9 protein-coding genes and 1 pseudogene are annotated in these 8,603 nt (G+C 73.2%); 8 read left to right on the top strand and 2 right to left on the bottom strand.

All coding sequences use genetic code 11. The features are described 5' to 3' along the window. A pseudogene (locus tag ND748_RS18910) lies at positions 1–705 on the top strand (hypothetical protein); the annotation flags it as partial. A gap of 126 nt (positions 706–831) precedes the next feature. Continuing rightward, entirely contained in the window at positions 832–1,137 is a 306-nt protein-coding gene (locus tag ND748_RS18905; protein WP_251747305.1) for a GlsB/YeaQ/YmgE family stress response membrane protein, read from the top strand. Positions 1,138–1,144: 7 nt separating this feature from the next. Here ND748_RS18905 and ND748_RS18900 read toward each other — a convergent pair whose 3' ends face one another. Both ND748_RS18900 and ND748_RS18895 read right to left on the bottom strand, forming a co-directional pair. Further along, on the bottom strand, positions 1,145–1,795 hold the full coding sequence (locus ND748_RS18900) for an MBL fold metallo-hydrolase (RefSeq protein WP_251747303.1): 651 nt from the start codon (positions 1,793–1,795) through the stop codon (positions 1,145–1,147). 222 nt (positions 1,796–2,017) lie between these two features. Continuing rightward, positions 2,018–3,106 carry an S-(hydroxymethyl)mycothiol dehydrogenase gene (locus ND748_RS18895; RefSeq protein ID WP_251747301.1) on the bottom strand — a complete coding sequence of 363 codons (1,089 nt, stop codon included), beginning with the start codon at positions 3,104–3,106 and terminating at the stop codon, positions 2,018–2,020. 206 nt (positions 3,107–3,312) lie between these two features. Here ND748_RS18895 and ND748_RS18890 point away from each other — a divergent pair, with 206 nt between their 5' ends. From ND748_RS18890 to ND748_RS18865, 6 genes are all read left to right on the top strand, one after another. After that, positions 3,313–4,302, top strand: coding sequence for an AAA family ATPase (locus ND748_RS18890; protein ID WP_308205664.1), 990 nt, complete (start codon positions 3,313–3,315; stop codon positions 4,300–4,302). Between the two features lie 39 nt (positions 4,303–4,341). Further along, positions 4,342–5,031, top strand: a complete 690-nt coding sequence (locus ND748_RS18885) for a M50 family metallopeptidase (RefSeq protein WP_251747299.1) — start codon at positions 4,342–4,344, stop codon at positions 5,029–5,031. 42 nt (positions 5,032–5,073) lie between these two features. Next, complete coding sequence (locus ND748_RS18880; RefSeq protein ID WP_251747297.1) at positions 5,074–6,024, top strand: ScpA family protein; 951 nt, start codon at positions 5,074–5,076, stop codon at positions 6,022–6,024. Next, entirely contained in the window at positions 6,021–6,623 is a 603-nt protein-coding gene (gene scpB / locus ND748_RS18875) for an SMC-Scp complex subunit ScpB (RefSeq protein WP_251747295.1), read from the top strand. Before ND748_RS18880 ends, scpB begins: the two co-directional genes overlap by 4 nt. 746 nt (positions 6,624–7,369) lie before the next feature. Continuing rightward, positions 7,370–8,077 carry a pseudouridine synthase gene (locus ND748_RS18870; protein WP_374215972.1) on the top strand — a complete coding sequence of 236 codons (708 nt, stop codon included), beginning with the start codon at positions 7,370–7,372 and terminating at the stop codon, positions 8,075–8,077. A gap of 83 nt (positions 8,078–8,160) precedes the next feature. Next, positions 8,161–8,603 (top strand): prephenate dehydrogenase/arogenate dehydrogenase family protein (locus ND748_RS18865; protein ID WP_251747294.1); only part of this gene is annotated, 443 nt, incomplete at its 3' end.

Below are 8,603 nucleotides of genomic sequence, written 5' to 3'. Positions count from 1 at the left end.
GGCCTGGCCGCGCTGGGCGCCGCCCACGCCGCGGACGAGCCCGACCACTCCCCGTCCCGGCAGCCCGCAGCGCCGCGCGTGATCCAGGTCGTTCCCTCCGTCGTTCCCTCTGATGTTCCCTCCGGCGTTCCCGGTCCCGGCTCAGGGCTGGACCTGCGACCCCGGTCGGGCGTCGGCCGACCGGCCACCATGCCCGGCGGGCCGCCGTCCCCGGCGGCGCCGTCCTCGGTGGCCGCGTACCCGGTCGTCACCGCCCTGAGCGCGGCGCAGAAGGTGCCCCTGTCGGCGGTCCCCGCGTTCCGCGGGGCGATCGGGCAGCTCGCGCAGGGCCGGCCGTTTGGCGACTTCGTCACCGCCCACAACGCCGGCGTCGTCTTCCTGGAGGTCCTCGCGCCGGGCCAGGACAACGCGCGGGCCTTCTTCCCCGGCCCGGACCTCGGCGGCGACCCGCTGCCGAACTTCACCCTGTTCGCGTCGTGCAACGCGCCGGGCGGCGGGCAGACGCCGGGCTTCGGGCCCGACAGAGGCTGCACCGGCATCACCTACCGGCTGGCCGGGCTGACCGGCGGTGGGGCGAGTTTCGACTTCGCGCAGGGCTTCTACCGACTACACGGATATTTCCTCGTCGATGTGGTCCCCGGGATGCATCAGGGTCTGCAGACCGTCAATCTGCGGGCGATCGACGCCCGAATTCTGCCGCACTGACAGTATTTCTGGCCCGACCTCGGCGGCGAGCTGGGCTGTCTATCTTCCTTGCCCGCTTCGTCGGACGGGTTTGTGGCCGGGTGGTGACGGAGAAAACCAGGGCAGGCTCTCTCTTGGGGGTGTGCGGTGTTTCAAATCATCTGGATCATTCTCGCCGGCTTGGTGATCGGCCTGCTGGCCCGACTGATCCTCCGGGGTCGGCAGGACATTCCGATCTGGCTGACGGTCGTTCTCGGCATCGTGGGCGCGCTGGTCGGCAACGTGATCGCCAGCGCGATCGGGGTGCGCCATACCGGCGGCGTCGACTGGATCCGCCACATCCTGCAGGTCGGTGTCGCGGTCGCCCTGGTCGCCGTCGTCGCGCCGGTGTGGGCGACGCGGCACCACACCCACAGCGACCATCATCAGCGGCACACGGCGGGACGGCTGTGACGGGCCGTCAGCGGCCCCGGCGGACCCAGTCGTCGTAGTCGACGCCCTCCTCGCCGATGGTCGTGTCGTCGCCGTGCCCGGTGTGCACGACGGTGTTCGCCGGCAGGGTGAGCAGCTTCGTGCGGATCGAGGCGAGGATCGTCGGGAAGTCCGAGTAGGACCGCCCGGTGGCCCCCGGCCCGCCGCGGAACAGGGTGTCCCCGCTGAACAGCGCCGGTTCGCCGGTCAGCTCGCCGAACAGGCAGATCCCGCCGGGGGAGTGTCCCGGGGTGTGCAGGACCTGCAGCGATCCGCCGCCGGGCAGGCCGACGAGCTGCCCGTCGGCGAGCGACCGGTCGGGGGCGCGGTGCGGGTAGATCGTCCGCCACAGCATCACGTCGGCCGGGTGCAGCGCGATCGGCGCCCGCACCAGGTCGGCGAGTTCCGCCGCCGCGTTGATGTGGTCGTTGTGCCCGTGGGTGGCGATGATGGAGGTCACGACGCGGGCGCCGACCGCCGCCGCGATCACCGACGGGTCGTGCGCGGCGTCGATGACCAGGACCTCCTGATCGTTGCCGATGAGCCAGACGTTGTTGTCGACGGTGAACGTCTGGCCGTCCAGGGTGAAGTCGCCGCGGGTGATCACGCGGTCCACCCGAAGGCTCGTAGTGCCGGTCATGGCGCCCGCTCCTCTGTTCCCGAATTCCCGATCGGGTCGGAAACCCGGATGGCCCGCCCGCCGTACGCCGGACCGCCGCCGGCCGGCGGCGGTCCCCGACGCGTCGACCGTATCGGGCGCATCCGGGTTGCGGGCCGCCCTGCCGCCCGCGCGACAGTGCGGCGAACAGGGACCTTCGCCGGGTGACCGGGACCCTCGCCAGGTGGCCGGGACCCTCGCCGGTTAGAGGACGACGACGCTGCGCAGCACGTCGCCGCGGCGCATCCGGGCGAACGCCTCCTCCACGTCAGTGATCCCGACCGTCTCCGTGACGAAGGCGTCGAGGTCGAGGCGGCCCCGGCGGTACAGGTCGATGAGGATCGGGAAGTCGCGACTCGGCAGGCAGTCGCCGTACCAGGACGACGACAGGTGGCCGCCGCGGCCGAAGACCTCCGCCAGCGGCAGCTCGACGGTCATCGTCGGGTCCGGCACCCCCACCAGGACCAGCCGCCCGGCCAGGTCGCGGGCGTCGAACGCCTGCCGGTACGTCTCGGGGCGGCCCACCGCCTCGATGACGACGTCGGCGCCGAAGCCGTCGGTGAGGTCGCGGACCGCCTGCACGGGATCGGCCGAGCGGGCGTCGACGGTGTCGGTGGCGCCGAAGTGGCGGGCCCAGGTCAGCTTCCGCTCGTCGACGTCCACCGCGATGATCTTCCGGGCGCCGGCGATGGCGGCGCCGGCGATCGCCGCGTTCCCGACACCCCCGCAGCCGATGACCGCCACCGTCTCCCCACGGGTGACCCGCCCGGTGTTCACCGCCGCGCCGAAGCCGGCCATCACGCCGCAGCCGATCAGGCCGGCTGCCTCCGGTCGCGCCGCCGGGTCGACGGGTACGCACTGGCCGGCGGCGACCAGCGTGAGCGGCGTGAACGCCCCGATGCCCAGGGCCGGCGCGAGGGGCGTGCCGTCCTCGAGCGTCATCGGCTGGACGGCGTTGCGGGAGTCGAAGCAGTACCAGGCCATCCCGCGCCGGCAGGCCCGGCACGTCCCGCACGGCGCCCGCCAGGCCAGCACCACATAGTCGCCGGCGGCCAGGCCCGTCACGCCCTCGCCGACCGACTCGACCGTGCCGGCGGCCTCGTGGCCAAGCAGGAACGGGTAGTCGTCGTTGATCGCACCCTCGCGGTAATGCAGATCGGTGTGACACACGCCGCAAGCGCGCACGCGCACGCGGGCCTCGCCCGGCCCCGGGTCCGGGACGATGATCCGTTCCAGCCCGACCGGTGTGCCCTTGCTCCGGGCCACCACCGCTTCCACCGTCTCTGCGCCCATAGGAGAGCTCCCTTCACATGACCGAACCGCATCGGTGACCCCTGGTGCATGATTTCGTACCCCTGTGGGCGTGACCCGTCCAACGCGCACCGCCCCCGATGGCGCGACACGCCGCTTTACGGCCACCCAGCGCCGCCGGGAACGGGTGAGTGTCGGTACGCTCCAACCGGTCCGTTTCTGCTCTTTGTAGAAGGAGCAACCCCTCCGTGGTCCGATTTGCCGACGCCCCCTCCGTCGATTCCCCGACCCGCCGCACCTACGGTGAGGTGACCGTCGGTGACCCCCGGTTGTCCGAAGACGGGCGGCTCGAAGCCGGCGGCGAGAGCGTCGATGAGGGGGTGGGCCAGCCCGGCCCCACCGGCCGGCCGCTGCCGTCGTTCCCCGTCCCCGCCCCGCTGACCGCCCACGGTCCCGCCTGGATCGTGGCCATGTGCAACCAGAAGGGTGGCGTCGGCAAGACCACCAGCACGATCAACCTCGGCGCCGCCCTCGCCGAGTACGGCCGCCGCGTGCTGCTGGTCGACTTCGACCCGCAGGGCGCGCTGTCGGTCGGCCTCGGCATCAACCCGATGCAGTTCGACCTGACCGTGCACGACCTGCTGCTCGGCGGGGACGCCCACGTCCGCGACGTCATCGTCGAGACCCAGGTCGACAATCTGGACCTGCTGCCGAGCAACATCGACCTGTCTGCCGCCGAGGTGCTGCTGGTCACCGAGGTCGGCCGCGAGCACAGCCTCGCCCGGGCGCTCGCCCCCATCCTCGACGACTACGACATCATCCTCGTCGACTGCCAGCCCTCACTCGGTCTGCTGACCGTGAACGCGCTGACCGCGGCGGACGCCGTCATCGTCCCGCTGGAATGCGAGTACTTCGCGCTGCGCGGCGTCGCGCTGCTGCTGCAGACGATCGACAAGGTGCGCGAGCGGCTCAACTCGCGCCTCGAGCTCGCCGGCATCCTCGCCACCATGTACGACGCCCGCACGCTGCACGCCCGCGAGGTGCTGGCCCGGGTCGTCGAGCGGTTCCCCGACGAGGTGTTCCACACGGTGATCAACCGCACGGTCCGTTTCCCGGAGACGACCGTGGCCGGTGAGCCGATCACGACGTACGCGCCCACCTCGGTCGGCGCCGCCGGCTACCGGCGGCTGGCCCGCGAGGTGATGGTCCGGCACAACACGCCCCCACTTGTCGGCTGAATCCGGGCTTTTGCATGATCGGGGCGAAAAGGTAGCAACGTGCTTTTCCATCTCGCCGAGCCGGCGGCGCTGCTCGGGATCGTCGTCGCGTTCCTGATCGGGGTGTTCGCGCACGACGCCGCCCAGGTCCTCACCGCGCGGGTCGTCCGGGACCCCACTCCCCTGCGCAGCGGCCGGCTCACCACCGGCGTCAAGGATCGGCTCAGCCCCTTCAGCGGGCTCGCCGTGTTCATCGTCGGCCACGGCTGGGCCGAGTCGGTGCCGATGAACGACGTGTGGCGGCGGCGGCGCTTCCACGTCGCGGCCGCGGTGCTCGCGGGCCCGGTGGCCTACCTGCTGCTGGCCCTCGGCTCGCTCGCGCTGTTCCAGGTGGTCGGCGACCCGGCCCGGATCTACCTCGGCGACCGGGTGACCGAGGTGACCGTGCCGGACAGCTTCGCCGCCGAGCTCACCCTGTGGCTGGCGATCACCTTCGGCTCGATGTTCATCGTCAGCCTCATCCCGGTCCCGCCGACGGACGCCGGGCGGCTGGTGTTCCTGCTCGGCGGGACGTCGTCGGGCTGGCGCAGCGTCCACCACCGGCTCACCGACGGCAACATCGGCCTGGTCATCCTGCTGGCGCTGCTGTTGCTGCCGGTGTTGTTCGCCGGCTTCCCGTCGGTCGTCGGCCAGCTCATCGGCCCGCTGCTGCGCGGGCTCGCCTCCCTCATCGGCCTCAACCTGGCCTGACGGCGAGATCATGGCCGGCGGGCGCGGGCGTAGCGTGGCGTCATGACCGGGGCCGATGCCGATGCCGATGCTGGCGTCGGTGCTGGTGCTGGTGCTGGTGCTGGTGGCGGTGCCGGTGCGGCGGGCGCCGAGCAGCCGGCCGCGCCGACCGCCCGCGGCGGGCGGACCGTGCCGTTCGTCGTCGAACTCGCCAACTTCAGCGGCCCGTTCGACCTGCTGCTCTCGCTCATCGCCAAACACCGCCTCGACGTGACCGAGGTCGCGCTGTCCCAGGTCACCGACGAGTTCGTCGCGCACATTCGCCGCCTGGGGGACCGGTTCGACCTCGGTCAGGCCACCGAGTTCCTCGTGATCGCCGCGACCCTGCTCGACCTCAAGGCCGCCCGGCTGCTGCCCGGCGCCCTGTCCGACGACGAGTCCGAGGACCTCGCCCTGCTCGAGGCCCGCGACCTGCTGTTCGCCCGGCTGCTGCAGTACCGGGCGTACAAGGGGGCGTCGGTGCTGTTCGCCGGGCTGATGGCGCTGGAGGCCCGGCACGTGCCCCGCGCCGTCCCGCTGGAGCCCCGCTACGCCGCCGCCCTGCCCGAGGTGCAGATCGGCATCGGCCCCGCGGAACTCGCCGCGCTGGCCGCGAAGCTGCGCGAGCCGCCGCTGCCGCCGCTGGTCGCCACCGACCACGTGCACCTGCCCCGGATCAGTGTCCGGGAGCACATGCTTGCGATCATCCTGCTGCTGCGGGAGCTCGGCACCGCGGACTTCCGCACGCTGTGCGCGGGCTGCCAGCAGACGATCGAGGTGGTCGCCCGCTTCCTGGCCCTGCTGGAGCTGTTCCGCGAGGGCCGGATCTCCTTCGACCAGGAGATCCCCCTCGGGGAGCTGACGGTGCGCTGGATCGCCGTCGATCCGGCCACGGAGGGCGACCTGCTCTCCATCGGCCGAGGGCTGTACGACGAGGATCCGGCCGACGACGAACCGCGGGAGGCGGCATCGTGAGCGAACAGTCGGACGCCGGCCCGGACGCCCGCCCGGGCGGCGGGGTGACCGCGCAGCGGCCGCCGCTGGCGGCGCTGCTGGAGGCGGTGCTCATGGTCGCGGAGCGGCCGGTCGGCGTCGCCGAGCTTGCCACCGGGCTCGGGGCCTCGGCCCGCGAGATCGAGCGGCTGCTTCCCGAGCTCGCCGAGGGATACGTCCGCGACGGTCGCGGTTTTCGGCTGCGTCATGTCGGTGCCGGCTGGCGGTTCTACACCGCCGACGAGTGTGCCCCCTGGGTGGAGGGCTTCGTGCTCGCCGGCCAGTCCGCCCGGCTGTCCCAGGCGGCGCTGGAGACCCTCGCCGTCGTCGCCTACCAGCAGCCCGTCAGCCGCGGGCGGATCGCCGCGGTGCGCGGCGTCTCCGCCGACGGCGTCATCCGCACCCTGACCGCCCGGCGGCTCGTCGAGGAGATCGGGCACGATCCCGAAACCGGTGCCATCCTGTATGGAACGACCGACTACTTCCTGGAACGGATGGGCCTGCGCGGGCTCGACGAGCTGCCGCCCTTGGCCCCCCTGCTGCCCGGACTCGACGATCTGGATGACATCGTTGCCTCATGAACGCTGCTGCTGACCGCCCCCGCGCGCCGCGCGACGCCCGCGCCCGCAGGGACAGCCGTCCACCCGCGGACGGCCGCCCGACCCGGGAGCCTCGCCTCGCCCGAGGGGAAGCCCGCCCCTCCCGGGAGGCTCGGCCTGCCCGTGGGGAGGCTCGGCCCAGCAGCGGGGAGGCTCGCCCCGCCCGTGGCGAGGGCCGTCCCGTGCGTGTGGAGGGCCGTCCGGCCGCCCGTGGGGAGGCTCGCCCAGTTCGTGGGGAGGGTCGTCCCGTTCGGGGGGAGGGTCGTCCGGTTCGTGGCGAGGGCCGTCCGGCCGCCCGTGGGGAGGCCCGCCCGGTTCGTGGCGAGGGTCGTCCCGTTCGCGGGGAGGGCCGTCCGCCGGTCCGAGGCGAGAGCCGTCCCGTCCGTGGGGAGGGTCGTCCCGATCGTGGGGAGGGGCGTCCGGCGGTTCGTGGCGAGAGCCGTCCGGCAGCCCGTGGGGAGGCCCGCTCCGCCCGTGGCGAGGCTCGCCCGTTCCCCAGGGGGGAGCGTCCAGCTCAACGGGACGCTCGTCCCGCCCGTGAAGGGGCTCGTCCCGTCCGTGGGGAGGCTCGGCCCGTTCGTGCGCAGGCTCGGCCCACCTGGGAGGCGCGGCCTGCCCGGGGAGAGGATCGACCGGCTCGGGACCCGCAGCCGGCTCAGGAGGAGCGTCCCGTCCGGCCTGCGCGGGACTCGGCTTCCGCCGCGGACGAGGGCATCCGGCTGCAGAAGGTGCTCGCCGCGGCCGGCATCGGTTCCCGCCGGCGTGGTGAGGAGCTCATCGCCGACGGTCGGGTCAGCGTGGACGGTGTCGTCGTGCTCGAGCAGGGCCGCCGCGTCAACCCGGAGACCGCGATCATCGAGGTTGACGGCGACCGGATCGTCACCCGCACCGGCCTGGTACATCTGGCGCTGAACAAGCCGCGCGGGGTGCTGTCGGCCATGTCCGACGACCGCGGCCGGCCCACCATCGCCGACCTGCTCACCGAGTTCGGCGGCGGCGGCGGCCTGTTCCACGTCGGTCGCCTCGACGGCGACAGCGAGGGGCTGCTGCTGGTCACCAACAACGGTGAGCTCGCCCACCGGCTCACCCATCCCTCCTACGAGGTGCCGAAGTCCTACCTGGTCGAGATCTCCGGGCCGCTGCGCCGCGAGGTGCCGCGCACCCTGCGCGCCGGCGTCGAGCTCGAGGACGGGCTGGCGCGGGCGGACTCGGTGCAGATCGTCGATCAGGCGAACGGCCGGGTGATGCTGGAGATCGTCGTGCACGAGGGCCGCAACCGCATCGTCCGGCGGATGATGGAGACCGTCGGCTACCCGGTGCACCGGCTGGTCCGCACCCGGCACGGCGCGGTCTACCTCGGCACCCTGCGCTCCGGGCGGGCCCGCCACCTCACCCGCGGCGAGGTCGGCGCCCTCTACCGCAACGTCGGCCTGTAGCGCGACAGCCGGCACCACCGGCAGCACGGCGAGTGTGGCGGACGATGTCGCCATAGGACGATGTCGCCATAGGCTGTCGGCTCATGGTCGGATCGGGCTGGGACCCTGCCCTGTTGCCGCGGCTGCGCCGGGTCGGTGTGGTCGGCACGGGTCTCATCGGCACCAGCATCGGGCTGGCGCTGTCCGCGCGGGGCGTGGAGGTCCTGCTCCGCGATGCCGACGAGGCGCAGGTCGCGATCGCGGCGAAGATGGGCGCGGGGCGGCCCTGGGCGGCGGGGGAGCGGGTCGAGCACGCCGTCGTCGCCACCCCGCTGCCGACGATCCCGGGCGAGGTCCGGGCGCTGGCCCGGGCCGGGCTCGCCGACACGGTCAGCGATGCCGGCAGCGTCAAGGTCCGCCCGCTGGTCGAGGGCGTCCAGCTCGGCTGCGACCTGTCGACGTGGTGCCCGGCGCATCCCGTCGCCGGGCGGGAGCGCCACGGCGCGGTCTCGGCGCGCGCCGACCTGTTCGCCGAGCGGGTGTGGGC

The sequence above is a fragment of the Frankia sp. AiPs1 genome (assembly GCF_023716945.1).
Lineage (GTDB): Bacteria > Actinomycetota > Actinomycetes > Frankiales > Frankiaceae > Frankia.
The sequence above is the reverse complement of the archived record's forward strand: the minus strand, read 5'-3'. Positions and strand labels throughout refer to the sequence as shown.